Source organism: Methylobacterium sp. D53M, from assembly GCF_053345625.1.
On sequence record NZ_JBKFAL010000023.1, the window covers coordinates 42950 to 66189 of the forward strand.

Below are 23240 nucleotides of genomic sequence, written 5' to 3' on the forward strand. Positions count from 1 at the left end.
CCGCCCCTGCGGCGATCGAGTCGCCCGAAGGGATCCCGCGCGGCCCGCGGGCCGGACCGGGGGCGACGACCGGTCCGCACGGATAGACGCCACGGTCGGCTTTGAAAAGCGTTACCGGATCGGACGGAACGCCGGGACGGGCCCCGATTCCGGGCCCGATCGGCCGCGAACGCGTCGTCTCGGCGCTGTCCTGGCCGCCTCGTGAACGCGCGGCGGGCGCCTGGAGCCATGTGCGCCGGACCGGACACGGGCGGCTTGGTCGGCTACGATGCCGGTCCCGTCGCGCCAGGGAGGATGCGGCATGAGAGATGAGACCGGTCTCCCGAACGGATCGGCGAAGGGAGCGGCCGCCGAGTCAGCCACGCCGCTGCGCGCGGGCCTGCGCCCCCGGCTCGGGCTCGCCGACCCCGACGCCGCGCGGGCCCGGCTCGCCGAGCTCGCGCCGGCGCTGCCGGCCGGCTTCCTGACGCCGCCCTGCCGGGACTTGCTCCTCGGGCTGGCGGATCATTCCCCCTTCCTCTGGCGGGCGGCCACCCGGTCGCCCGAGCGGCTCGTCGCCCTGCTGGATCAGCCGCCGGACGCGGCGAGCCGGGACATCATCGCGCGGCAGCGCGCCGTCGGCGCCGCCTGCGGGGTGAATCCCGACCTCGCCGAGGTCGGCCGGCAATTGCGCGCCAACCGGGAGGCCCACGCCCTCCTGGTCGCCCTGGCGGATCTCGGCGGCTGCTGGGACCTCGACGCGGTGACCGGCGCCCTGTCGGCCTTCGCCGACGCCTCGGTGAGCGGGGCGGTCGAGGCGCTCCTCCGGCAGGGGATCGCGGCCGGGCGTTATAGGCCCAAGGATCCGGAGGCGCCGCAGGACGGGTCGGGCCTGATCGTCCTGGGCCTGGGCAAGCTCGGCGGCTGCGAGCTGAACTACTCCAGCGACATCGACCTCGTCGTCTTCTACGAGGCCGAGCCCGCCGCCGCGGCGACCGGCGGCGATCCGAAGCCCTTCCTCGTCAAGCTGGCGCAGGGGCTGGTGAAGCTCCTGGCCGACCGGACCGCCGACGGCTACGTCCACCGCATCGACTACCGGTTGCGGCCAGACCCGGGCTCGACCGCGGTGGCGCTCTCCACCGGCTTCGCCTTCGACTACTACCAGACGCTCGGCCAGAACTGGGAGCGCGCGGCCTTCATCAAGGCCCGGCCGATCGCCGGCGACATCCCGGCCGGCGAGGCCTTCCTGGCGGAACTCGCGCCGTTCATCTGGCGCCGGCACTTCGACTTCCCGGCCATCGCCGAGATCCACGCCCTGAAGCGGCAGATCCACATGGTCCGCGGCCACGAGACCATCGCGGTCGGCGGCCACGACATCAAGATCGGCCGCGGCGGCATCCGGGAGATCGAGTTCTTCGTCCAGACCCAGCAGCTCGTCTTCGGCGGCCGCAAGCCGGCCCTGCGGGGCCGCCGGACCGTGGCGATGCTCGGCGAGCTCGTCGCGGAGGGCTGGATCGACGGGCGGGCCCGGGACGAGCTCTCCGCGGCCTACGCGTTCCTGCGCACCCTCGAGCACCGGATCCAGATGATCCGGGACGAGCAGACCCAGCGCCTGCCCACCGGGACCGAGGCGCTGACCGCGCTCGCCCTGTTCGCGGGCTTCCCCGACCTGGCGGCCTTCGAGGCGGCCCTGCTCCACCATGCCGGCCGGGTCCAGGCGCACTACGCCCTGCTGTTCGAGGCGGAGCCGGAGGCCGGCGCCGACGGGGCCGCCCTGGTCTTCGGCGAGAGCGAGCCGGATCCCGAGACCCTGGCGCGGCTCGGCGCCTTCGGGTTCCGGGACCCACCCCTGGCCTGGGAGACCGTGCAGGGCTGGCATCTCGGGCGCCGCCCGGCCCTGCGGACCGGCCGGGCCCGGGAGATCCTCGCCGAGATGCTCCCGGCGCTGCTGCGCGCGCTCGGCGGGACCGCCGACCCCGACGCGGCGCTCCTCGCCCTCGACCGGGCCTTCGCGCGGATGCCCGCGGTGGCCGAACTCCTCGCCATCCTGCGCTCGCACGAGCGCCTGCGCCTGCTGTTCGCCGACGTCCTGGGGACGGCGCCGCGCCTCGCCGACACGGTCGGCCTGAGCCCGCACGTCCTCGACACCGTGCTCGACGCCGACTTCGTGACGCCGACCACGGATCCCGACGAGGTCCGCGCGCAGTACCGGTCGCTCCTGGGCCAGCCGGCGAGCCACGAGGAGAGCCTCGACCGCTGCCGGGATGCCACCCGGCAGATGACCTTCGTTACGGGCGCCCGCCTGCTGTCGGGCATCCTCACCCCGCGCCAGGCCGGGGAGGCCTACGCGGCGATCGCCGAGGCCACGGTGGCGCTGAGCCTGGAGGCGGAGGAGCGCCGATTCGCTCTGGACCACGGCGCGGTGCCGGCGGGGCGCTGCTGCATCCTGGCGCTCGGCCGCCTCGGATCCCACCAGCTCAGCGCGGAATCCGACCTCGACCTCGTGTTCCTGTACGATTTCGACCCGGAGAACCGCACCAGCGACGGACGGCGTCCCCTCGACGCCGTGGTGGCCTACAACCGTCTGGCGCAGCGCGTGTTCGCGGCGCTCACCACGGCCACGCGGCGCGGCCGGCTCTACGCGGTCGACCTGCGGCTGCGGCCCTACGGCAGCCACAGCCCGCCCGCCGTGCAGCTCAGCGGCTTCGCGGCCTATCACGGCGGCGAGGCGGAGCTCTGGGAGCACATGGCGCTCGCCCGCGCCCGGGTCGTCGCCGGCGACGCCACCCTGGCGGCCGACGTCACGGCCGCGATCGCCGGGATCCTCCGGCAGCCGCGCGAGACCGCCGCCGTCTGCGCCGAGGCGGGCGCGATGCGGGCCCTGGTCGCGCGGGAGCGGGGCCATGCCGGCCCCTACGACCTGAAGCTCGCCCCCGGCGCGCTGTTCGACCTCGACTTCCTCGCCCAGGCCATCGTGCTGAGCCAGGCGCACGACTGGCCCGGCTGCATCGGCCTCGGCGCGGAGTCGCTCTTCCGCGAGGCGGCGACGCGCGGCCTCCTGCCCGCGGCGGCGGGCGAGGCCCTCGCCGAGACCTACGGTTTCCTCGACGCCGTCTACCAGTGGCAGCGGCTCGTGATGACCGATCCCGCCGCGGAGCCGTCCGAGACCGCGTCCCGGCAGATCGCCAAGGCGGTGGGCCTCCCGGACGCGCGCGGCCTCGCGGCGGAGCTGCGCCGCCACCGCCGCCGGAGCCAGGCCCTGCTGGCGCGGATCCGGCGGACGGTTCGGATGCCGGCCGCCGCGCGGGAGCTGCCGGAGCGCCGATGAGGCGGCGCTCCGGCCAGTGGCCGTCGACATTCCCCCCCCGCTCGGGCATTCAGGGCGGTGTCGGGAGGCATCATGACGGGCGCGGCGACGATCTCGGGACCGGAGCGTGAGCGGATCGCCGCGGCACTCGCCGAGATCGCCTGCGCGGCGGGGGAGATCCTGCGCCGCTACCACCGAGGCCCCTGCCCGCACGCCCTGAAGCCGGACGGCTCACCCTCCAGCGCTGCCGACGTCGAGGCCGAGGACCTGATCGTCGAGGCCCTCGCCGGGTGCTTCCCCGGGATCGCGGTCGTGGCCGAGGAGCGCGCCCAGAGCGACGCGACCCGCACCGCCGACCTCTTCTTCCTCGTCGATCCCCTGGACGGCACCCGCGACTTCCTCGCCGGGACGCCGGACTACTCGGTCAACATCGCGCTGGTGTCGGGCGCCCGCCCGGTGGCGGCCGCGCTGGCCGCCCCCGGCCTCGGCCGCGTCTGGTGGGCCGGACCCGCGACCCTGGAGGGCCCCGTGATCGCGGGCCGGCCGGGGGCCGGGCGGCCGGTCCGCGCGCGGGCGGCGCCGGGGACGGGCCTCGTCGCCCTGGGCAGCCGGCGGCACAGCGATCCCGAGACCGCCACCTGCCTGGCGGCGCTGCCAGTGGTGGAGACGCGCCAGGTCGGGTCCGCCCTGAAGTTCGGGCTGATCGCCGCAGGCGAGGCCGACATCTACGTCCGCTGCGGCCCGACCATGGAATGGGACACGGCCGCGGGCGACCACATCGTCGCGGCGGCGGGTGGCTGCGTGGTGGTGCCGGGCGGCGGCCCGATCCGCTACGGCCAGCACGGACCCGATCACCGCAACGGTCCCTTCGCGGCCCTCGGGGACCCCGCCCTGGCCCCGCGGCTCGCCCTGCCGGCCCGCGCGAGCGACCGGCCGGCGGCGGCGCTCAGCGCGGCGCATCCCTAGGCGGCACGTTGGGCGAGGCTTCGGGCGAGCCGTCGGGCGGGACATCCTGCAGGCGGCGCACGGCCGGCCAGGCCGCCTCCGCCTGCCGGGCCAGGCCGGGCTCCGCCAGGAACCGGGCGCGGCGCCCGGCATCCCGGAACAGGTAGAGGCGCTCGTCGATCACCGCGAAGACCAGAGGATCGGCGTCCACCAGCCGGCCATCAAGGATCCCGGCGGCGTCGTAGCCCCCGAGGCGCGGCGCGTAGGCGGGCGGGTCGTCCCGGAATGCCGCGCGGTTGGCGCCGCTGGAGAAGCGCCAGACCTGGCCGCCCCAGGACAGCTCGAACCGGGCCAGACCGGCCTGCGGCCCGCCCTCGAGGAAGTAGCTGACCGGGTCGAAGCCGTTGAGCGTCAGCAGCTCGATCCGCGTCCGGGCCGTCAGGCCCTCCTCCGCGGCGGCGCGGCCGGGGGCGACCGCCGGCAGGGCCGCCAGCGCGGCTGACAGCGCGGCTGACAGCCCCACCGCCCGCGCGAGCGTGAGCGCCGCCCGCGGGACGCGCGCGCCCGACCGCCCGGCCATGCGGACTGCGGGGTCAGGACGCGTTAACCACATCTTGCGGATTCCCTCAGAAGCTGGTCCGACTCATCCGCCCGGCGCGGCCTCTGCCGGCCCGGCGGGACAGAGCGGCTCAGGTCCATCGCACGAACCGTTAATCGAACCGGGCGAGGAGGCAACGATGACGGCACGAGACGATCGCGGCACCGACCGCCGCACCCTCCTGCGCGCGGGCCTCGGCCTGGCGCTGGGTGCGCCCCTCTGCGGCTCCCTCCTCGGCGCCGCGGGCGCGGCCCGCGCGGCCGGCGAGGATCTCGACACGCCCGAGACCTTCCGTCCCGGCGAGATCGTGGAATCCGGCCACCGGTTCTTCGGCACGGTGTCGCGCGGCCTCGCGCTCACCGTCGAGGAGGCGGGCCGGCGCTGGGGCGAGCCCAACGGCTACATCCTCGGCCAGGAGGGCGGCGGCGCCGTGGTGGCGGGCGTCCGCTACGGCGAGGGCACGCTCTACACCCGCAACGCCGGCAAGCGGCGCATCTACTGGCAGGGCCCGTCCCTCGGCTTCGATGTCGGCGGCGACGGCGCCCGCACCATGATGCTGGTCTACAACCTGCCCAACGTGCGCGACCTGTACCGCCGCTTCGCCGGCGTCGACGGCTCCGCCTACTTGGTGGGCGGCTTCGGGATGACCGCGGTGGTCAACGACCGGGTCATCGTCGTGCCGATCCGCAGCGGCGTCGGCGCGCGGCTCGGGATCAATGTCGGCTATCTGAAGTTCACCCGTGAGCCGACGTGGAACCCGTTCTGATCCGGCCTAATCCGGCCTCGATCCGGGATGGCGTCGGAACGCGTTCTGATTGACCGGCCCCGAGGGATTTCACCCTCGCGGCCAACCTGGGCTAGAGTGGAGTTGGGTCGGGTTTTCCGGCCGGATGCGCGGGCTGCACCCTCGTGATCGAAACGGTGATGATCTTCGCGCTGGGCTTCCTGGCGGCGAGCTTGTGCGGCCTGCTGCTTCTGCCGGCCCTGAATGCCCGCGCCGCGCGCCTGGAGCGTCGGCGGGCCGAGGCGCGCCTGCCCCTGTCGCCGGCCGAGATCGCCGCCGAGCGGGACTTCCTGCGCGCCCAGTTCGCCGTGCAGCAGCGCCGCCTGGAGCGCCGGGTCGAGACCGTCGAGGCGCGGCGGCAGTCCGACATGGCGGCGATCGGGGCCGGGACGATGCGGGTCGCCGCCCTGGCGCGCGACGTCGCTGCCCGCGACGCCGAGATCGCCCAGGCCCAGGCCAAGACCCGGGAGCTGGAGACCGAGCTGACGCTGGCGCGGGAGGACGGGAGCGCGAGCCTCGCCACGCTCCAGGCCCTCGAGGACGCCCATGCCGACCTGCTCGACAGTCTCCTGGCGCTCCGGCAGGGCGCGGCGCCGGCACCGGACGCCGCCGCGCTGGCGGCCGAGCGCGACGACCTGCGCGCGAGCCTGAAGGCGGCCGAGGAAGCTTTGGCCCTGACCGTGGCCGACCGCCAGAACGAACGCCACGACCGGGCCGGAAACCTGTCGCCGGACCGGCAGGCCGGCATCGAGCGCGAGAACGCCGATCTCCGCCGGCGAATCGTCGAGGTCGCCGAGGCCCTCACGGCCCCGGGCCGGATGCCGCGGACCGCGGCGGCGATGCCGGAACCCGAGCGGGTCTGAGCCGATCCACCCCCGAAACGGGATTTGGCGACCGGAACGCAACCGAAAACCTGCGATGACTGCCTTGTTTCGACCACGCAAAGGCATCATCGCATCGCCGACGCGTCCTGCATTCACAACTTCGACAGATGGTACGGATACCCATGCGCCTGAAGCCGATCGTCCTCGCCGTCGCGGCGGCCGTTGCCCTGACGCTGCCGGCAGCCGCGCAGCAGACGAAGCGCGGCAACGAGACCCTGAAGAAGTACTGCACCGGGGACTACCTGACCTATTGCGGCAACCTGGCCCCCGACGATCCGGCCACCGATGCCTGCTTCCAGAAGAACTGGAAGAAGCTCAGCGAGAACTGCCGCCGGGCGATCGACGCCTACGAGGCCGAGCAGCAGCAGAACGCCCCCGCCAAGAACCGGCAGGGCTCGCAGGGCGGCAAGGAGCGGCGGGGCTGACGCCTTCCGGCTGTCGAGGCCGGGCCGGGAGCCGCGGGGACGGGCCCCAACCATGCGCCGCGGCCGGCCTGTGGCGGACGGGCGCTCGCGCCGGGACGCGGCAACGGCTAAGGTAGCGCTCCCGCCGGCCCTCGCGTGCCGGTGCCGAGCCCGCCGGACCCTCGCGCGATGTTGTCGAAACCCGCCCTGAAACTCCTCGCCGTGTCCGGCCTCGTGGCTCTGGCGGCTTCCGCCTGCGGGCGGCGGGGTGCGCTGGAGCCGCCCCAGACGGCGGCCCCGCGGGCGGGTGCGCAGACCGGCGCGGACGCGCCGACCGGGCGGCGGACGCTGCCGGTCTCGGTCGGTCTCGGCGGCGGCGCCCCGGAGCCGGACCCGGCCTCGGTGCGCGCCGGCGACGAGCTCTCCGCGGCGGCGGTCCCGCCGGGCGGCACCGAGGCGCCGGTCGAGACCAGCCGCGGCGCGCGGCGCGGCTACCGGGTGCCGAAGGAGCCTTTCATTCTGGATCCGCTGCTGTAGAGGGCGGAGGCCGGCACGTCGTCGCGGTGCCGCGCGCCCGGTGACCCCGCTCGGACTCGGTCGGACCCCGCCACTGGCGCGCGCCCGCCGCGGCCTGCGGCGGGGTGTTTCACGGGAAACAGCCCGCGCTCCGGCGGGACGAGATACGGCGACGAGACACGGCCGAGATGCACCATTTTCACTATCGCGACGGCCGCCTGCACGCCGAGGATGTCGACCTGACCGGTCTCGCCTCGGAGGTCGGCACACCGTTCTACTGCTACAGCACCGCCACGCTGGAGCGGCATTTCCGCGTCTTCGCGGAGGCGTTCGCGGCCGACGACGCGCTGGTCTGCTTCGCCATGAAGGCGAACTCGAACCAGGCCGTCCTGCGGACCCTCGCGGCCCGGGGCGCCGGGATGGACATCGTCTCCGGCGGCGAGCTGCAGCGGGCCCTGGCGGCCGGCGTGGACCCCGGCAAGATCGTGTTCTCGGGAGTCGGCAAGACCCGCGCCGAGATGGAGGCCGCGCTGAGGGCCGGCATCTTCTGCTTCAACGTGGAGAGTGAGCCGGAACTCGCGGTCCTGTCCGAGGTGGCGGTGGGCCTCGGCCTCCGCGCGCCGGTCTCGGTCCGGGTGAACCCCGACGTGGACGCGGGCACGCACGCCAAGATCTCCACCGGCAAGTACGAGAACAAGTTCGGCATCCCGATCACCCGGGCGCCGGCTGTCTACACCGCTGCGGCCGCCCTGCCGGGGATCGCGGTGCACGGCGTCGACATGCATATCGGCAGCCAGATCACCGATCTGGCGCCCTTCGCCGACGCGGCCCGGCTGCTCGCCGGTCTCGCCCGGGAGTTGCTGGCGGCCGGCCATCCCCTGCGCCACATCGATTTCGGCGGCGGCCTCGGCATCCCCTACCGCGACGACAACGCGCCGCCGCCGGACCCGGCCGCGCTGGCGGCGACCCTGCGGCCGCATTTCGCCCCCCTCGGCCTGCGGCCGGTCTTCGAGATCGGCCGGATGATCGTCGGCAATGCAGGGATCCTGCTGACGCGGGTGCTCTACGTGAAGCACAGCGAGGGGCGGACCTTCGTGATCGTCGACGCGGCGATGAACGACCTGATCCGCCCGACCCTTTACGAGGCCTATCACGGCCTGCGGCCGGTCATCGAGCCGGGCCCCGAAACGCCGCGCCTCGTCGCCGACGTGGTCGGCCCAGTCTGCGAGAGCGGCGACTACCTCGCCCTTAACCGCGAGATGCCGGAGGTGAGGCCCGGCGACCTGATCGCCGTGATGAGCGCCGGCGCCTACGGGGCGGTGCAGTCCTGCACCTACAACACAAGGCCGCTGGTGCCGGAGGTTCTGGTGCGGGGCGACCGCGCGGCGGTGGTCCGCCCCCGCCTCGACGTCGACGCCCTGATCGCCCTCGACCGGGTGCCGGACTGGCTGGCGTGAGCCGCGCTCCGGCGGGCACCGCCGCCCCCAGGCCGGTCCCGGGAGCCGACGGGCCCCTGCCGCTGTCGGTCTTCATCATCGCTCACAACGAGGTGGACCGGATCGGCGCGACGCTTCGGGCGGTCCGCGGCCTGACCGACGACCTCGTGGTGGTCGATTCCGGGTCCACCGACGGCACGCAGGCCCTGGCGGAGTCGCTGGGCGCGCGGGTGCTGCACCATCCCTGGCCGGGCTACGGCCCGCAGAAGCGCTTCGCCGAGGAGCAGTGCCGGCACGTCTGGCTCCTGAACCTCGACGCCGACGAGGTGGTGCCGCCGGAGCTGGCCCGGGAGATCCGGGGCCTCTGGGCCGCGGGCGAGCCGCGCCGGCCGGCGTGGCGGATCGGCATCGCCGAGATCTTCCCCGGCGAGGGCCGGCCACACCCGCTCGCCTACACGCTGACGCCGGTCCGGCTCTACCGGAAGGACCGGGGCCGCTACGCCGCCTCGCCGGTCCACGACCGGGTGGCGCTGGAACCGGGGGTGAAGCCGGGCCGGCTCCGGGGCGTGATCCACCATTTCTCGGTGCGCTCGCTCGGCGACCAGCTCGACAAGCTGAACCGCTACTCCGACCAGCAGGCGGACGACCTCGAAGCGCGGGGTGTGGTGATCCCGACCTGGCGGGTGTTCGTCGAGCTGCCGGGCAATTTCCTGAAGGCCTATCTCGGCCGCCGCCACTTCGTACGGGGCACCTACGGCTTCCTGACGGCGATGAACTACGCGATCTCGCGGCATCTGCGCGTCGCCAAGCACGTCGAGCGCCGCCGCGTGGCCGCCGCCCGCCAGGATCGGGTTGACCCGCCGGATCCGACCTTCTAGAGCCAGAGCGCCGGAGACGTGGCCGAGCGGCTGAAGGCACTCGTTTGCTAAATGAGCATACCCAGAAATGGGTATCGAGGGTTCGAATCCCTCCGTCTCCGCCAGCACCGCTCAACTCGATCTAAGTCTCTGGAGTGACAGCGATTTTCCGCACGTCGAGTTTTGATTTCTCCCCGCGGAAACTGGCTCGGCCAACGGCAGAAGGAATGCCAACTCGGCGCGTCCGATCTTCACGACGGCGTGTGATTCGAGCTTGAGCGGAGGAACGACTGCTTCTTGGCTCGCTTGCGAAGAGCTCCGTCCGAAGAAATGTGATCGACCGAACCGTCGCATCCTGCTTCGGCAGCATTCTCTGCGAGACCTGACTGCCCGGGTCGCCAGATCGTCAGCGCAGGTACCGACTCCGAGAACCACGCCGCGCCGGTGCCGTCGTGCTGCCTGCGATCCGGAGGCGGGATGATGTCACCCGGCATGCGCGTCGGATTGCTCCGTCCGGGTGGCGTCCAGGCGGGTACGCCGGCTTCGGCACCGGCTGACATGGGCGTGGTCGCGTCCGAAGGAGCCGCACTGAACAGGAGCGCGCGCACGAGGGCGAAGGCACATCCCTAGCGGATCCCGCTCGCGCGGAGCGCCCTTCCCTACCGGGCAGTCGAGACCAGGCCGTCGCGTCGATCCGGGCACCCGCTGGGCACGCGTCACGACCCTCCCGTGACCGTGACCGTGACCGTGACCGACGGCGCGGAACGGCGCCCGGGCGAGAGCCGTTCCCGATCCCCGTGGCCGCCCTGGTCGCGAAGGCCTGGTCGCGAAGGAGAACCGCCAGGAGCAGCACCACCGACACGATCAAGGGCCTGGCCAATGAGGCCGTCGGCAACGTGAAGCAGGGCATCGGCAGCGTGACTGGCAACGACAAGCTGAAGGCCGAGGTCAAGGCGCAGGAACTGAAGGGCGAAGCCCAGAAGACGACCGGGAACGTCAAGGACGGCGCCAAGCACGTGGCCGACAAGCTCACCGGCAAAGTTTGATCCGGCCGCCCGGAGCGGTTCCACGCTCCGGGCATCCCGAGGTTGCGGCAACGCGTCGAAGGAAAGGATCGTGGATCCTGGCATAGGCCGGTCCTGCAACGTCCGCGCGCCGTGCCGCGTTGATCTGCGAAGACAATATCCGAACCGCAGCCGGACCCTTGCCTGCGCGCAGCATCGTGGGCCCATGGACCAGTTGAACGCGTCGCAACCGACGCCGGAGATCGACCTCTCGTCCTGCGACCGCGAGCCCATCCACATCCTCGGCGCGGTGCAGGGGTTCGGCTTCCTCATCGGGGTCTCCCCGGACTGGATCGTCACCCGCGCCTCGGACAACATCGCGACCTGGCTCGGCCAGGGTGCGGCGGCACTTCTCGGCCTGCCCCTCGATGCCGTCCTCGACCGCGAGGCCATCCACACCCTGCGCGGGCACCTGCAGACCCTGCGCGGGCCCGACGCCGTCGACCGGGTCTTCGGCCTCCGGCTCGTGCCGGGCGGCGAGCCGTTCGACGTGGCCCTCCACCGGTCCGGGGACACCATCGTCATCGAGGCCGAGCCGAGCGCCACCGAACACCTCAGCGCCGGCAACCTCGTGCGCAGCATGGTCACCCGTCTCCAGCAGACCGTGGGGTTCGACCCCCTCTGCCGCGAGGCCGCCCGCCAGATGCGGGCGCTGACCGGGTTCGACCGGGTTATGGTCTACCGCTTCGCCGAGGACCATTCGGGCGAGGTCATCGCCGAGGCGGTCCGGTCCGGCCTCGCCCCCTACCTGGGGCTGCACTACCCGGCCTCCGACATCCCCAAACAGGCCCGCGCCCTCTACGCGCGCAACTGGCTGCGCATCATCGCCGACGTCGACGACACCGGCGCCGCCGTGCTGCCCCCGCGCGATCCGGCCGGCCAGCCCCTCGACCTGTCGCTGTCGACCCTGCGGACGGTCTCGCCGATCCACCTCGAATACCTGCGCAACATGGGCGTGGCGGCCTCGCTGTCCGTGTCCATCCTGCGCGACGGTCGCCTGTGGGGCCTGTTCGCCTGCCACCACACCGAGCCGCGCCACATCTCCCTCGAGCGCCGGACCGGCGCCGAGCTGTTCGGCCAGATGTTCTCCTGGCTGCTGGAGGCCCGCGAGCGGCAGGCCGACGCCGAGCGCGAGGTCCGTTCGCGCGAGTTGCACAACCGCCTGCTGGGCGCGCTGGCCACCGGCGGCACCAACCTGGAAAGCCTCTCCGACTTCCTCGACGACCTGGCGGCGATCCTGCCCTGCGACGGCATCGGCCTGTGGGTGAACGGCGAGATCACGCTCCAGGGCTCGACCCCGACCGCGGAGGAGTTCGCCGGCTTGGTGCGCTTCCTCAACCGCACGGCCGCGAGCAAGGCCTACGCGACCGACGAGATCGGGCGCGTCCACGAACCGGGCCGCGACTTCACCGAGCGGGCGGCCGGCATGCTCGCCATCCCGGTGTCGCGCACACCCCGGGATTTTCTGGTCTACTTCCGGCGCGAGGTCTCGCGGACCGTGACCTGGGCGGGCAACCCGGTGAAGCCCGCGACTCCGGGGCCGAACGGCGTCCGCCTGACCCCGCGCAAGAGCTTCGAGGCGTGGCGCGAGACCGTGCACGGGCGCTCGCTCCCCTGGGCCGAGGTCGAGATGCGGACCGCCGAGGCCCTGCGCATCACCCTGCTCGAGGTGATCCTGCGCCTCACCGACTCCGCCGAGAAGGAGCGCAAGGTCGCGCAGGAGCGTCAGGAACTTCTCATCGCCGAGCTCAACCACCGGGTCCGCAACATCCTGAACCTGATCCGCGGGGTGGTGACCCAGAGCCGGCCGGCGGGCAAGCCGGACAGCGCCTTCGCGAACACGGTCGGCGACCGCATCCAGGCGCTCGCCCGGGCGCACGACCAGATCACCTCGAGCAACTGGGGACCGGGATCCCTGCGCGACCTCGTCATGCTGGAGGCCGGCGCCTACCTCGGACCCAAGGCCGGCCGGGTCGTGCTCGACGGCGCCGACGTCCTGCTGGAGCCGCAGGCGTTCTCGACCGTCGCCCTGGTCGTCCACGAGATGATGACGAACTCGGCCAAGTACGGCGCGCTCTGCGACAGCCTCGGGCGGGTCGACCTGCGCTGGGAGCGGGACGCCCTCGACCATTTGGTGATCCGATGGCGCGAGACCGGCGGCCCGGCCGTGCGGGCGCCCACCCGGCGCGGCTTCGGCACGACCATCATCGAGCGGTCGATCCCGTACGAGCTCAAGGGCGAGGCGGAGGTGCGCTACGAACTGGCGGGCGTCGAGGCGCGCTTCACCATCCCCCCGGCCTTCGTCCAGAACGCCTCACGCGCCGCGCCGAAGGCTGTCAGGGCGGTTCACGCCGAGGCGCTGCGCGGTCTCGCCGGGTCCGTGCTGGTCGTCGAGGACAACATGATCATCGCCCTGGAGGCCGAGGAGTTGCTCACGTCGCTCGGCGCCACGAACGTGGACATGGCGTCGTCGACGCGCGAGGCGCTCCGCCTGATCGACGCGGCGCCGCCGGCCCGGGCCCTGCTCGACGTCAACCTGGGCTCCGAGACCAGCATCGCCGTCGCGCGCAGGCTGTTCGAACTGGGCATCCCCTACGCGTTCGCCACCGGCTACGGCGACGGCTTCCGCATTCCGGAAGACCTCGCCGCCGTGCCTGTGGTGAAGAAGCCCTACGGGGCGGAGGACCTCCTGCGCGCCTTCCCGGCTTGAGCCCGCGAGCCGGTGCTCGACGGGTCGGTGATCGGGGTTACCGGTGGTTGGGGCGATGTCGGGCGCGGCTCCTGGCCCGAAGGCGGGGTGAACGACGACAGTTCGCGGGTCACGGCGCCGGGCCCGAAAGGTCGAGGGAGGCGTTCGAGACCCGGCAGGCCGGAGCACCCGAGACCGCACCCCGCGCGCCTGTCGCGCCACGAAGCCGGCCAAGCCGCCGGCAGAGAGGGCGTCGTGGATCCTGGGCATGATGGGCACGGGAAAGCTCCGCGCGCGTCGGCCCCGTCGAGGACCCGCTCATCGTGCAGTCCGGACCGAAGCGCGGTGGCTGGCTGCGCCGGCTGATCGCCCGCGCGACATCAGGGGTACCGCGGCGGCCGTCACGCGTTCGATGCGAGGCATCCCCGGCGGCGGCGATCCAAGACTTGGCCCATGGTGAGCCGGCAAGCAGTTGTGGCGGATCCGCAACAGACATCCCTGGCCGTAGCGGTCCCCCGATCATCGTGAAGATCCGACGGAACCAGCAGCCGGCGCCGAGCGTCGCCGTACCGGCGCGGCCTGGGTCCTTCCGCGTCGAGGAAACCCGTCCATGGCCGCCGTGGTCACCGCGTTCCCCGCGAAATCGCGTCGCACCGTTGAGGCACGGGACGGCGGCCGGGCCGACATCGACCTGCTGCACGGCATCTGCGTCGACCTGATCGGGGAGAACGACCTCGGGGCGCTGTGCGGCAAGATCGTCGATGCCGCCGTCAGGATCACCGGCTCGCAGTTTGGGACGATGCAGCGGCTCTGCCCGCCCGACCATCCGACCCATCCCGGCCACCTCGAACTGCTGTACGCGCGCGGACTGACGTCTGAGGCCGAGGGCCACTGGACTTAGGTCGATCCCAGGGCGATCACGAGTTGCACGGCCGCGCTGAGGCTCAGCGCCCGGTTCGTCGTCCCGGACTTCGAGGCGTGGGGCGACATCGCCGGCACCGACGACCTGCTCGCCTTCCGCCGCGCCGGCATCCGGTCCGCCCAGACGACGCCGCTCCTATCCCGGGACGGCGGGCTGCTGGGGATGATATCGACGCACTGGGTCGAGCCGCACGAGCCGACCGACCGGGATCTCCGTCTGCTGGACATCCTGGCCCGGCAGGCCGCCGATCTGCTGGAACGGACCATGGCGGAGGAGGCCCTGCGCGCGAGCGAGGAACGGCTGCGGCAGTCCGAGGCCCGTCTGCGCGAGCTCAACGAGACGCTCGAAGCGCGTGTCCGGGAGCGGACCGACGAACTCTTGGCTGCCGAGGGGCAGCTCCGCCAGATGCAGAAGATGGAGGCCATCGGGCAACTGACCGGCGGCCTGGCGCACGACTTCAACAACCTGCTCGCCGGCATCTCCGGCTCGCTGGAGATGATGCAGACCCGCATGGGCCAGGGCCGGCTCGGCGACGTCGGGCGCTACATGTCGGTCGCGCAGGGGGCAGCCAAGCGCGCCGCCGCGCTGACCCACCGCCTGCTGGCCTTCTCGCGGCGCCAGACCCTCGACCAGAAGCCCACCGACGTGAACCGGCTGGTGGCGGGGATGGAGGAACTGGTCCGCCGCACCATCGGGCCGCAGGTCGCCCTGGACGTGGTCGGGGCGGCCGGCCTCTGGCCGACGCTGATCGACCCGACCCAGCTGGAGAACGCGCTGCTCAACCTGTGCATCAACGCCCGCGACGCGATGCCGACCGGCGGGCGCATCACCATCGAGACGGGCAATCGGCTCGTGGATCCGTCCTACGCGAGCCGCTACGACATACCCCAGGGCCAGTACCTCTCCGTCTGCGTGACCGACACCGGCACCGGCATGCCGCCCGAGGTCGTGGCGCGGGTGTTCGAACCGTTCTTCACGACCAAGCCCCTGGGCGAAGGGACGGGCCTCGGCCTGTCGATGATCTACGGCTTCGCCCGACAGTCCGGCGGCCACGTCCGCATCCAGTCCGAGGTCGGGCTGGGCACGACCGTCTGCCTCTACCTGCCGCGCCACCACGGGGAGGCCGTTGCCGAGGACGGCGCCGGCGAGGCCGCCCGGCTGGCACGCGTCGGTCGGGGGGAGACCGTGCTGGTCGTCGACGACGAGCCGTCCGCGCGGATGCTGGTCGTCGATCTGCTGACGAGATGGGCTACGCCACCGTCGAGGCCGCCGACGCCGCCGCGGGGCTCACAATCCTCCAGTCCGACACGCGCATCGACCTGCTCGTGACCGACGTCGGCCTGCCCGGCGGGATGAACGGACGCCAGATGGCGGATGCCGGCCGGACCTCAAGGTGCTGTTCATCACCGGCTACGCCGAGTGCGCGGTCATGGGCGGAGGCAGCCTCGGGCCGGACATGCAGGTGCTGACGAAGCCCTTCGCCATGGACGCGCTCGGCACGCGTATTCGGGATCTCGTCGCCGAGGCGTGACGCCGGATTTGCCCACGAGGCAGGTCCCAAGGTGACGGTCTCGGGCGACCGGGAGGTCGAGCCCGGACTTGCGATGCGGGGCCGGCTCCGGGTCTCGCATGAACCACCGCCAACGAGCCACCCTCCGGGAGCAGCGCGGACGCGGGGCTGGGCCTCGGATGCCGGGGGCTCTCGCCCCCCCGACAGCGACGACCTCGCCGCGGCGGCTTCCGGTGCGCGCAGCCACGCTCCCTCCGGGGCGTGACGGCCGGCCCAGGCCAGGACGCGGATGCTTGTCGTGTTCCGCCAACAGGTCCGGAGGCTCAACGCGATAGGCCGGGACGGTCGCGTGCGTCGCGGGCTTCGGGCGGGTCGGCGCCGCGGTCGCCGGGCCGGAGCGCCTCTACCGGCGGTCACGCTCATTCGGGGTGGGGTCACCTCGGTTCGGTGCCGCGCCGCTCTAGGTTGGCTGAAAGGGGAGCGGACCGCATGGAGCAGGACATCGGCGAGGGGGAGCGGCCGCCCGCTTCGCGACGGCCGTCCGTCTCCAGGTCCCTGGACCTCCTCAACCTCCTGCTCATCGACGTGAACGGGGCGATCAAGCCCTACCTCAACGTCTACCTCTACGTGCACCGCGGTTGGAATGATGCCTCGGTCGGGCTTGTCAGCACGGTGTCGGGCATCGTCGGCATCGTGGTGCAGACACCCATCGGAACCGCCATCGACGCGGTGCGCGACAAGCGCGTGATCCTGCTCGGCTCCCTGGTCGCGCTCTCGCTGGCCACGCTCCTCGTCGCGCTCTTCCCGTACTTCTGGCCCGTGCTCGCGGCCTCCTGCGTGCTGGCCGCCGTCGGGGGCATGCTGAGCCCGGCCATCGCGACGCTCACGCTCGGCCTGTTCCCATCCGACCGGATCGCCCGCCGCTTCGGCCGCAACGCCGCCCTGGAGCGGACCGGGAACGTCGCCATCGCCGTGCTGATCGGGCTCGTCGGCTGGCTGTTCCCGGACCGCGCGGTATTCCTCCTGGTCCCGGCCTGCGCCATCGTCTCGGCCGCGGCCCTCTACTCCATCCCGCGCGATGCCATCGACGCGCGCCGGGCCCGCGGCGGCGGCGAGGGGGAGCAAGCCCCGGCCCGGTGGCGGACCCTGCTGACCTGCCGGCCGCTCACGGTCTTCGCGGCCTGCGTAGGGCTTTTCCATTTCGCCAACGCGCCGCTGCTGACCCTCGTCGCCCAGGAGATCGGGCAGGCGCGCCCGGACTGGTCGTCCGTCATCGTCTCCGTCTGCATCGTCGGCGCGCAGGGGGTGATGGTGCCGATGGGGCTCATCGTCGGCCGCCGGGCCGAGCGCTGGGGCCGCAAGCCCTTGCTCGTGATCGGCTTCGCCGCGCTGCCCGTGCGCGCCTTGCTCTATCTCGTCTGGCGCGACCCGTACTGGCTGATCGCGGTCCAGTGCCTCGACGGCGTCGGTGCCGGCCTGCTCAGCGCGGTGAAGCCGCTGGTCATAGCCGACATCACCCGAGGAACCGGCCGGTACAACGCCGCACACGGCCTGATCGGGACCGTGCAGGGCGCCGGCGCTTCGCTGTCGTTCGTGATCGCCGGAACCTTGGTCCAGCAGGCGGGGTTCGATGCCGCCTATCTCGCGTGCGCCGCCGTCGCGGCGGTCGCGCTCGGGGTGCTCGTGACGCTGCTGCCCGAGACAATGCCGGAGAAGCCCCGGAGAAGCCCCGGAGAAGCCCCGGAGAAGCCCCGGAGAAGCCCCGGAGAAGCCCCGGAGAAGCCCCGGAGAAGCCTCGGGGCGGCCCGGCGGCGTGGCTGCGAGCGTTGAGACCTGACACGGCTTGAGGAGGAGTGGTGAAAGATCGGATTTCCGGCCGGGGCGGCCGGCGGCTCACCGCGACGCTGGCCGTGCTCCTCTCCCTTGCCCTGCCCGTCACCGCCGCGACGCTCCACAGCACCTACGTCGACCCGGCGGCGATGGCGCTGCAGCGCGTCCTGCCGCCCCCGCCCGGAGCCGGCTCGGAATCGGCCAAGGCGGACATGCAGGCCGTGGAGGCCGCGGTCCGCGCCCGCACGCCCGACGACGAGCGGCGCATCACCGCGAACCTGCCGTGCACCCTCGACCGCTTCACCGGTGTGCTCGGCCCAGCCTTCACGGCGGAGACGATGCCGGACACCGCGGCGCTGATCGAGAATGTGTTCCAGGACGGGGAACTCGCCGTGCTGGTGGCGAAGGCCGCCATCGCGCGGCCGCGGCCCTACACGGTGAAGCCGGACCTCGCCACGTTCGGACATCGCTCCGACAGCACGTCCTACCCGAGCGGCCACGCCACGTTCGGGTATCTCGCGGCCACGGTGCTGTCGCGCCTCGTGCCCGAGAAGCGCCAAGCGCTGTTCGCGTTCGCCGGGACCTACGGGGAGAACCGCGTGATCGCCGGCACCCATTTCCCGTCCGACCTCGAAGCCGGCAAAATCGCCGCGGCCGTCATCGCCGAGGCGCTGTTCCACGACCCGCGCTTCGAACGCGATCTCGCCCGGGCGGCTTCTGAAGTCGCGGCCCAGGGCGGCGCCTCCGGTCGGTGAGGCGAAGGCTCCTGACGCAGGATCACGAAGGCGGGAGGCGGGTTTGCGGGGCGAACCCGCCTGTCCAACTGCAATCCTGGGCACCCGCGCACGGGCCCTTGCCGCACCCGACCCAGCCCCGGAGATGGGCCGCCCGACATCCAAGCCCCGAACGACAGGAGACCGCCGGCATGTCTCACGTCACCGAGGAGAAGGCCGCTGATGGGCACTTCATGGTCAAGGTCGCCGGTCGTGCCGTCACGGAGACCTGCGAGAAGCGGCAGGCCAGGAAGCTCGTCCGCGCGATGCGCATCTGTCGGGCGGCCTCGTCACGCTGTTCGGCGGAAGACGAGGCTCGCCGCTGCGATGGCTAAGCCCAGCCAAGCTCTCTCACGGCCCGGGCGTCGTTCCAGATCTTCGTCAATCCGATGATGCGGTCCCCCTCGAACTGCATGACATACACGTAGTCGGTCGACGTGGATTTTCCCGTGGGCGGGCAGGGTCCGCCCTCGCCAGTGTGGGTCCCGTGGAAGACCCCGTAGGCCGTCACGTTCCGGCGCTCCTCGTCCGTCGCGAAGGAACGCACCTCGTACCGACCGTCGGGGATGAAGGTCAGGAGCCCCTTCATCCACTCCGTGTAGTCCCGCAGGGAGGTCACGCCGGCCAGGGCATCGGCCTGGGCGGAGAAGGTCGCATGCGGGGCACAGTAGCGCGCGCACGCCTCCCAGCCTCCGCCGGTCTCGCAGGCGTCGAAGAAGGCCTTTGCTACCGTCGTGATGTCGCCCATGCCTGGATCGCCCTTTTCCATTGCCGGAAGCGCCGAGTGTAGCGGACGCCGTCCGCGCAAGCACCCTCTGCGAGGGCCTGCGCGGACGGTCATGCGGCTGGCGCCGCTTCCGACCGTATCGCGACGGTCAGGAAGGCGCCTCGTTCAAGGCAGCCGCGCCATGCCCCCCGCGCCCGTGCGGGAGCGGGTTGGGGCAAGACGCTTCGAGGTCGAGCGCGCCATGTCTGTGACCGTTCTCGTGTGAAGCCGGGGGAGGCGGTGGGGCGGACGTGCCGAGGCGCACGGCCCGGCTTCTCGAAGGCAGCGTCCCGACTTCGGCCGTCCCCGGCCGAGCGCTCGAGCGCTCTCCGCCGAAGTGGATACCGGTTCGGCGTAAGAGAGCGCGTCGAGACAAAGGTTTAGAGCCGTGCCCGATTGCAACGCGATCGGGCACGGCTCTAGCCGAGCCTCCGGCCGATCGCCTCGGCGAGCATGATCGTGGTCACATTCGTCGGCGCCGAGACGATGTCGGGCATGATCGAGGCATCGACGACGTTCAGGCCGTCCACCCCGCGCACCGCCCCGCTCCCATCGACCACTGCCCACGGGTCGTCGCGGCCGCCCATCGGGACGGAGGAGGTCGAGTGGGCGTAGCCGTCGACTGCCGAGAGCACGGCTCGCCGCAGCGCGTCGTCGTCACGGACATCGGGACCGGGATACAGCTCCGCCGCGACCACGTCGCTGAACGGGGCCGTCCGGCCGATGCGCCGCGACAGGTGTACCGCTTCCAACATGCGCCTAAGGTCGGCCGGGTCCTCGAAGAAGTTGTAGCGGATGAGCGGCATGGCGCGGGGGTCGCGGCTCGCCAGCCGAACCGAGCCGACGGACCTCGGCAGCGTGACCGAGCAGGCCAGTACGATGGCCCCGCCGGTCGGGCTCTGCGCCGGATCGAAGATGTGCGTCCCCGAGATGTGAAGGTCCAACTCGTCCGGGGCGGCCTCACGCGACCGCGTCCAGATGATCGCACCCGCGACCGGGTCCATCGCCCGCACCTCCCGCTTGAGCGCGTAGACGTTGTAGTAGAACGGATGCTCCTTGAGCCGCTCGCCGACCGGCGCGTCCTGCAGCACGGGAATGTCGAGGTCGCGCAGGTGCGCCGCCGGCCCGAGATGCCCGACCGCATCAGGATGGCGGGGCTGCCGAATGCCCCGGCCGAGAGGATCACCCGTCCGGCCTCCACCGTCGCGCCGCCCAGAAGCCGGAGGCCGCGCGCCCGCCGGCCGTCGAACAGCACGGCGTCGACCTCGGCGCCCCCGACGATGGCGAGGTTCGGTCGGCGCCGAACCTCCTCAGTCAGGTAGGCCATGCCCGTGTTGACGCGTCGGCCCTCGACCACGTTCAGCGGGTAGGGCGAGACGCCGTGCTGCTCCGCGCCGTTGAAGTCGGCGATGCGGGACAGGCCGGCCGCCTCCGCGGCCAGCACGAAGGCGCGCATGGAGGGGGTGATCTCCTCCATCGTGCGCTGGCGGATCGGGAAGGGCCCGGAGCGCCCGCGCCGAGCGTCGTCGCCGGCCGGCGTGTTCTCCAGTGCCCTGAAGACCGGGAGCACCTCGTCCCACGACCAGCCGTCGAGACCGCGCGCGGTCCAGCGGGCGAAATCGGACGGCCGCGCCCGCATGGCGACCGCGGCGTTCACGCCGGAGCTGCCGCCGAGCACCTTGCCGCGGATCGCGCGCACGTCGTGGCCGAGGCCGGAGCGGTCCTGGGTGTGGTAGCCCCAGTCGTGCGCCGCGTCGCCGCCGACCCGGTTCGCGTTCGCGATGACGTCCGGATACGCCCCCGGCGCGTAGGCCGGTCCGGCCTCCAGCAGAAGAACCGTCCGGTTCGGATTCTCGCTGAGCCGGCGCGCGAGCACGGCGCCTGCGGAGCCTCCGCCGGCGATGACGACGTCGAAGGCCTGATCCGGGATGCGGGCGCGGGTGGGCATGGCGGACATGTCCTCTTCGAGAGCGGCGATGGTCAGGATGCGGAGGCGCGGCGCAGGAAGGCGGCGGCTCGGTCGAGGGCCCGGCGGCTGCTGTCGAGGTGGGCGACGTCGAGCTGGAAGACGTGATGCAGGCCCTCCCAGACCTCCAGCCACACCGCGACGCCAGCCTGTTCGGCACGCCGGGCGTAGCGCGTCGCGTCGTCGATGAGGCGCTCGTCGGTGCCGACCTGGATCAGGAGCGGGGGCAATCCGCGCAGGTCGCCGAGGAGCGGTGAAGTCAGCGGGTGGCGGACATCGCGCGCGCCGGCATACTTGCGCGCGCAGTCCTGCAGGTACGCACGGCCGATGAGCGGGTCCTGCACCGAAGGATCGTTCATGGAGGGGCCGGACAGCGTCAGGTCGGTCCAGGGCGAGAAGACGACGCCGGCCACCGGCGCAGGGCCGGGCGCGCGCAGGGCGAGGCTCGCCAGGGTAACGAGGCTCAGCCCGCCCCCGGCCGAGTCCCCGACGACGGCGATCCGGTCGTAGCCTTGGCCGATCAACCAATCCCAGGCGGCCAGCGCCGCCTCCGGGGCAGCGGGCAGCGTCGCCTCCGGCGCCAGAGGATAGTCGATGGCGAGCGCGGCGACGCCGGCCCGGCTCGCGATCTGGCTGACGAAGCCGCGATAGGCCGCGGCCGTGCCCTGGACGTAGCCGCCGCCGTGCAGGAAGAGGATCGCCTGGCCGGGCGCGGCATCCGCGGGGCGCACCCACCAGCCGCGGATGCTGGCCTCGTCCACGGGGTCGAACACGACGCCGTCCGCGCGCGGGCTGCCGGCTATGAAGGTGTCGTAGACGGCCCGCGGCTCTCCCGTCGCGTTGCCCCAGAAGCGCGCGAACAGGTCCCGCAGGGCGTCCTCGCGCCGCCGTTCATCGTCGGCGAGCGGAATGGTGATCGTCCCTGGCGCCGGATCGGGGCCGAAGGTGTCGTAGTGCATCGCAGTTCCCGTTGGTGCATCGGCCCGACCGCTGCCGGGCAAGGCTCCGCCGTCCGCGCGTCGCTCGGCGCCGCGCGGGGTTCGTGTGTCGGACGATCGAATCTCAGGCCGGGATGCGGCCGAACGCGCCCCGGGCGTAGCCGGCGATCGCGCGCTCGACGTCGGCGACCGTGGACATCACCAGCGGACCGCGCTTGACGAAGGGCTCGCGGATCGGCCGCCCGGCCATCAGCACGACATGCGCAGCCTCGGCGGCTTCGAGGATGATCTCCGCGGCGGAACCGGCGCCCACCGCCAGGGCGCCGCCCTCCGGCAGGAGGCGCTCCTCCTCACGGCAGCGGACGGACACGCGCCCCGACACGGCGTAGATCCAGGCTTGCCGCCCCTCGGGCAGAGCGTGGGCGAAGGCGCCGCCCAGCTGTAGGAAGCCGTCGAGCAGTGTCATCTCCTCCGGGGTGCCACCCGCGCCGACAACGTCGCCGCTCTGCCCCAGGACGACGCGGACGCGATGGCCGCGGCCTTCGAGGACCGGGATGTCGGCCGCGCGAACGTGCAGCGCGCGCGCCGGCTGCGCCTTGAGGCGCGCGGGCAGGTTGACGAAGACCTGCAGGGCGTGGACCCGTGCCCCTTCGGCCGGCCTCTCCTCGTGCGCGGCGCCCGACGCCGCCGCGAGCCAGTAGAGGTCGCCCGGCTCGAGGGCGATGTCTCGGCCCAGCGTGTCCCGGTTGAGGAACTGGCCGGTCGCGTCCTCGAACATGACGGTCACGGCCGAGATTCCGGCATGGAGGTGCGGCTCGAAGGTCGGCCCGGTCATGACGAAGTGGTCGACCATCAGAAGCGGGTCCATGCGCCCGTCGAAGGCTTCCTCGGAGAAGTGCGCCGCGGAGAAGTTCGAGCCGATGCGGTGGGGCTCACCGAGAACGGTCTCGCCGAGCCTCGGGTGGAGCGCGTCGGCCCCGTGGATGGTCTCGAGAGCTGTCATGTCCTGCCTCGCTGCGTGGATGTGCCGATGGTGTGGCGACAAACGCTGGCCGAGAAGGCAGCTATTTTC

Annotated in this window: 19 protein-coding genes, 1 tRNA gene and 2 pseudogenes; 16 read left to right on the forward strand and 6 right to left on the reverse strand. The window is 72.6% G+C overall.

Annotation, left to right across the window (positions count from 1 at the left end):
* Positions 1–301 precede the first annotated feature (301 nt).
* Positions 302–3307, forward strand: a complete 3006-nt coding sequence (locus tag ACLBYG_RS24980) for a bifunctional [glutamine synthetase] adenylyltransferase/[glutamine synthetase]-adenylyl-L-tyrosine phosphorylase (RefSeq protein ID WP_447683259.1) — start codon at positions 302–304, stop codon at positions 3305–3307.
* Positions 3308–3379: 72 nt separating this feature from the next.
* On the forward strand, positions 3380–4252 hold the full coding sequence (locus ACLBYG_RS24985; protein WP_447683260.1) for a 3'(2'),5'-bisphosphate nucleotidase CysQ family protein: 873 nt from the start codon (positions 3380–3382) through the stop codon (positions 4250–4252).
* On the opposite strand, the gene ACLBYG_RS24990 is transcribed toward ACLBYG_RS24985, so the two are convergent.
* The gene (locus tag ACLBYG_RS24990; RefSeq protein WP_447683261.1) at positions 4233–4811 is read right to left on the reverse strand and encodes a YHS domain-containing (seleno)protein; all 579 of its coding nucleotides are present in this window, start codon (positions 4809–4811) and stop codon (positions 4233–4235) included. The genes ACLBYG_RS24985 and ACLBYG_RS24990 overlap by 20 nt on opposite strands.
* Before the next feature lie 157 nt (positions 4812–4968).
* Here ACLBYG_RS24990 and ACLBYG_RS24995 point away from each other — a divergent pair, with 157 nt between their 5' ends.
* The 14 genes and pseudogenes from ACLBYG_RS24995 to ACLBYG_RS25060 all read left to right on the forward strand — a co-directional run bounded on the left by ACLBYG_RS24995 (position 4969) and on the right by ACLBYG_RS25060 (position 18833).
* A complete protein-coding gene (locus ACLBYG_RS24995; protein ID WP_091682796.1) occupies positions 4969–5595 on the forward strand; it encodes a DUF1134 domain-containing protein in 627 nt (208 codons plus the stop codon).
* A gap of 158 nt (positions 5596–5753) precedes the next feature.
* A complete protein-coding gene (locus ACLBYG_RS25000) occupies positions 5754–6476 on the forward strand; it encodes a hypothetical protein (protein ID WP_234081382.1) in 723 nt (240 codons plus the stop codon).
* A gap of 143 nt (positions 6477–6619) precedes the next feature.
* Positions 6620–6922 (forward strand): hypothetical protein, encoded by a 303-nt coding sequence (locus ACLBYG_RS25005; protein WP_020094369.1) that lies wholly within the window; start codon positions 6620–6622, stop codon positions 6920–6922.
* Between the two features lie 168 nt (positions 6923–7090).
* Entirely contained in the window at positions 7091–7438 is a 348-nt protein-coding gene (locus tag ACLBYG_RS25010) for a hypothetical protein (RefSeq protein ID WP_091928103.1), read from the forward strand.
* Between the two features lie 167 nt (positions 7439–7605).
* Positions 7606–8874 carry a diaminopimelate decarboxylase gene (gene lysA / locus ACLBYG_RS25015; RefSeq protein WP_447683262.1) on the forward strand — a complete coding sequence of 423 codons (1269 nt, stop codon included), beginning with the start codon at positions 7606–7608 and terminating at the stop codon, positions 8872–8874.
* Positions 8871–9731: a glycosyltransferase family 2 protein gene (locus ACLBYG_RS25020; RefSeq protein ID WP_447683263.1), complete on the forward strand. Its 861-nt coding sequence runs from the start codon at positions 8871–8873 to the stop codon at positions 9729–9731. Before lysA ends, ACLBYG_RS25020 begins: the two co-directional genes overlap by 4 nt.
* Before the next feature lie 12 nt (positions 9732–9743).
* Positions 9744–9835, forward strand: a tRNA-Ser gene (locus ACLBYG_RS25025).
* 672 nt (positions 9836–10507) lie between these two features.
* On the forward strand, positions 10508–10756 hold the full coding sequence (locus ACLBYG_RS25030; protein ID WP_244535010.1) for a CsbD family protein: 249 nt from the start codon (positions 10508–10510) through the stop codon (positions 10754–10756).
* Positions 10757–10940: 184 nt separating this feature from the next.
* Positions 10941–13484, forward strand: a complete 2544-nt coding sequence (locus ACLBYG_RS25035; protein ID WP_447683264.1) for an HWE histidine kinase domain-containing protein — start codon at positions 10941–10943, stop codon at positions 13482–13484.
* A 589-nt stretch (positions 13485–14073) separates the two neighbouring features.
* A complete protein-coding gene (locus tag ACLBYG_RS25040) occupies positions 14074–14364 on the forward strand; it encodes a hypothetical protein (protein WP_447683265.1) in 291 nt (96 codons plus the stop codon).
* Between the two features lie 36 nt (positions 14365–14400).
* Positions 14401–15916, forward strand: a pseudogene (locus ACLBYG_RS25045) (ATP-binding protein).
* Positions 15917–16384: 468 nt separating this feature from the next.
* Positions 16385–17725: an MFS transporter gene (locus ACLBYG_RS25050; RefSeq protein WP_447683266.1), complete on the forward strand. Its 1341-nt coding sequence runs from the start codon at positions 16385–16387 to the stop codon at positions 17723–17725.
* Between the two features lie 26 nt (positions 17726–17751).
* Positions 17752–18480 (forward strand): phosphatase PAP2 family protein, encoded by a 729-nt coding sequence (locus ACLBYG_RS25055; RefSeq protein ID WP_447683267.1) that lies wholly within the window; start codon positions 17752–17754, stop codon positions 18478–18480.
* 170 nt (positions 18481–18650) lie between these two features.
* Positions 18651–18833 (forward strand): hypothetical protein, encoded by a 183-nt coding sequence (locus ACLBYG_RS25060; protein WP_056529492.1) that lies wholly within the window; start codon positions 18651–18653, stop codon positions 18831–18833.
* On the opposite strand, the gene ACLBYG_RS25065 is transcribed toward ACLBYG_RS25060, so the two are convergent.
* The 5 genes and pseudogenes from ACLBYG_RS25065 to ACLBYG_RS25085 all read right to left on the reverse strand — a co-directional run bounded on the left by ACLBYG_RS25065 (position 18830) and on the right by ACLBYG_RS25085 (position 23171).
* Positions 18830–19246 (reverse strand): ester cyclase, encoded by a 417-nt coding sequence (locus tag ACLBYG_RS25065; RefSeq protein WP_056529496.1) that lies wholly within the window; start codon positions 19244–19246, stop codon positions 18830–18832. The two genes, ACLBYG_RS25060 and ACLBYG_RS25065, sit on opposite strands and share 4 nt — an antisense overlap.
* 437 nt (positions 19247–19683) lie before the next feature.
* Entirely contained in the window at positions 19684–20355 is a 672-nt protein-coding gene (locus ACLBYG_RS25070; protein WP_447683268.1) for a GMC oxidoreductase, read from the reverse strand.
* 95 nt (positions 20356–20450) lie between these two features.
* Positions 20451–21221, reverse strand: a pseudogene (locus ACLBYG_RS25075) (GMC family oxidoreductase); the annotation flags it as partial.
* 23 nt (positions 21222–21244) lie between these two features.
* A complete protein-coding gene (locus ACLBYG_RS25080; RefSeq protein WP_447683269.1) occupies positions 21245–22189 on the reverse strand; it encodes an alpha/beta hydrolase in 945 nt (314 codons plus the stop codon).
* Positions 22190–22292: 103 nt separating this feature from the next.
* Positions 22293–23171 (reverse strand): pirin family protein, encoded by an 879-nt coding sequence (locus tag ACLBYG_RS25085; protein WP_447683270.1) that lies wholly within the window; start codon positions 23169–23171, stop codon positions 22293–22295.
* Positions 23172–23240 lie beyond the last annotated feature (69 nt).

What these genes read in the sequence shown, in the direction of transcription:
- ACLBYG_RS24995 (WP_091682796.1), top strand. Translation starts at nt 4,969, where the DNA reads ATGACGGCACGAGACGATCGCGGCACCGACCGCCGCACCCTCCTGCGC.
- ACLBYG_RS25050 (WP_447683266.1), top strand. Translation starts at nt 16,385, where the DNA reads ATGGAGCAGGACATCGGCGAGGGGGAGCGGCCGCCCGCTTCGCGACGG.
- ACLBYG_RS25060 (WP_056529492.1), top strand. Translation starts at nt 18,651, where the DNA reads ATGTCTCACGTCACCGAGGAGAAGGCCGCTGATGGGCACTTCATGGTC.
- ACLBYG_RS25010 (WP_091928103.1), top strand. Translation starts at nt 7,091, where the DNA reads ATGTTGTCGAAACCCGCCCTGAAACTCCTCGCCGTGTCCGGCCTCGTG.
- ACLBYG_RS25040 (WP_447683265.1), top strand. Translation starts at nt 14,074, where the DNA reads ATGGCCGCCGTGGTCACCGCGTTCCCCGCGAAATCGCGTCGCACCGTT.
- ACLBYG_RS25080 (WP_447683269.1), bottom strand. Translation starts at nt 22,189, where the DNA reads ATGCACTACGACACCTTCGGCCCCGATCCGGCGCCAGGGACGATCACC.
- ACLBYG_RS24990 (WP_447683261.1), bottom strand. Translation starts at nt 4,811, where the DNA reads ATGGCCGGGCGGTCGGGCGCGCGCGTCCCGCGGGCGGCGCTCACGCTC.
- ACLBYG_RS25085 (WP_447683270.1), bottom strand. Translation starts at nt 23,171, where the DNA reads ATGACAGCTCTCGAGACCATCCACGGGGCCGACGCGCTCCACCCGAGG.
- ACLBYG_RS25000 (WP_234081382.1), top strand. Translation starts at nt 5,754, where the DNA reads ATGATCTTCGCGCTGGGCTTCCTGGCGGCGAGCTTGTGCGGCCTGCTG.
- ACLBYG_RS24980 (WP_447683259.1), top strand. Translation starts at nt 302, where the DNA reads ATGAGAGATGAGACCGGTCTCCCGAACGGATCGGCGAAGGGAGCGGCC.
- ACLBYG_RS25065 (WP_056529496.1), bottom strand. Translation starts at nt 19,246, where the DNA reads ATGGGCGACATCACGACGGTAGCAAAGGCCTTCTTCGACGCCTGCGAG.
- lysA (WP_447683262.1), top strand. Translation starts at nt 7,606, where the DNA reads ATGCACCATTTTCACTATCGCGACGGCCGCCTGCACGCCGAGGATGTC.
- ACLBYG_RS25005 (WP_020094369.1), top strand. Translation starts at nt 6,620, where the DNA reads ATGCGCCTGAAGCCGATCGTCCTCGCCGTCGCGGCGGCCGTTGCCCTG.
- ACLBYG_RS24985 (WP_447683260.1), top strand. Translation starts at nt 3,380, where the DNA reads ATGACGGGCGCGGCGACGATCTCGGGACCGGAGCGTGAGCGGATCGCC.
- ACLBYG_RS25035 (WP_447683264.1), top strand. Translation starts at nt 10,941, where the DNA reads ATGGACCAGTTGAACGCGTCGCAACCGACGCCGGAGATCGACCTCTCG.